Raw genomic sequence first — 732 nt, forward strand, 5'->3', positions numbered from 1 at the left:
CTGCGAGATGCGCCAGTCGAGCCCGGCCTCGGCGACGAGTGCATCGCGATCGATGCGGGCCGCGAAGACCGTGGCCGGGGTGGTGCCGGCGACGAAGGCGGTGCGGGCCTGCGGGGTGAGCTCGCCGAAGCCATGGCGCCAGCCGAGCATCGCCCGGGCGAACAAAGGCATCGCCCCGATCTGCGCCTCGGCGCGCAGGCCGAGCGTGGTGAAGCCGAGCGTCTGATCGCTGGAAAGCACGCGCAAGGCCGCCGCGCCACCGCGCTCGGTGCCGGCATCGGTGCTGACGCGGATCAGCGCCAGCTGCGCGAAGGGCTCGAGCGCGACGCCGCTGAAGGCGAAGGCGTAGCCGAGCTCGGCGAAGCCCTGCGTCACCGAACCCGGACGCTGCAGCCGCAACAGGTCGCCGAAGCCGCGGATCGCAACCTGCCGGCGGATGTCGCTCTCGCTCCATGTGTACGCCGCACCGGCATCGAAGCGCAGGCTGCCGAAGCGGGCCCCGGCATAGAGCGCCGCATGGCCGCTCTCGAGCCTGCCCGAGGACAGGCGGGCATCGAGATCGAAGCGGGACTGGCTGTAGCCGCCGGCGACGCCGACCTTCAACGAGGAGCCGGGCGCGTCGTAGAGCATCAGGTCCGCGCCGAGCAGGGCGCCGCCGCTGCGACGGCTCATGCTCGCGGCGTTGCCGTCTGCGTCGGTGTTGCCGGTACTGCCGAAGGCCGTGCCCCAGAA

Annotated in this window: 1 protein-coding gene; it reads right to left on the reverse strand. The window is 72.4% G+C overall.

Annotated features, from left to right (window positions below):
- The coding region (locus AC3WLC_RS32075; RefSeq protein ID WP_493687913.1) for an autotransporter outer membrane beta-barrel domain-containing protein at positions 1-732 on the reverse strand (732 nt) is incomplete at both ends.

Source organism: Allobosea sp. GW821-FHT03A12 (assembly GCF_058986765.1).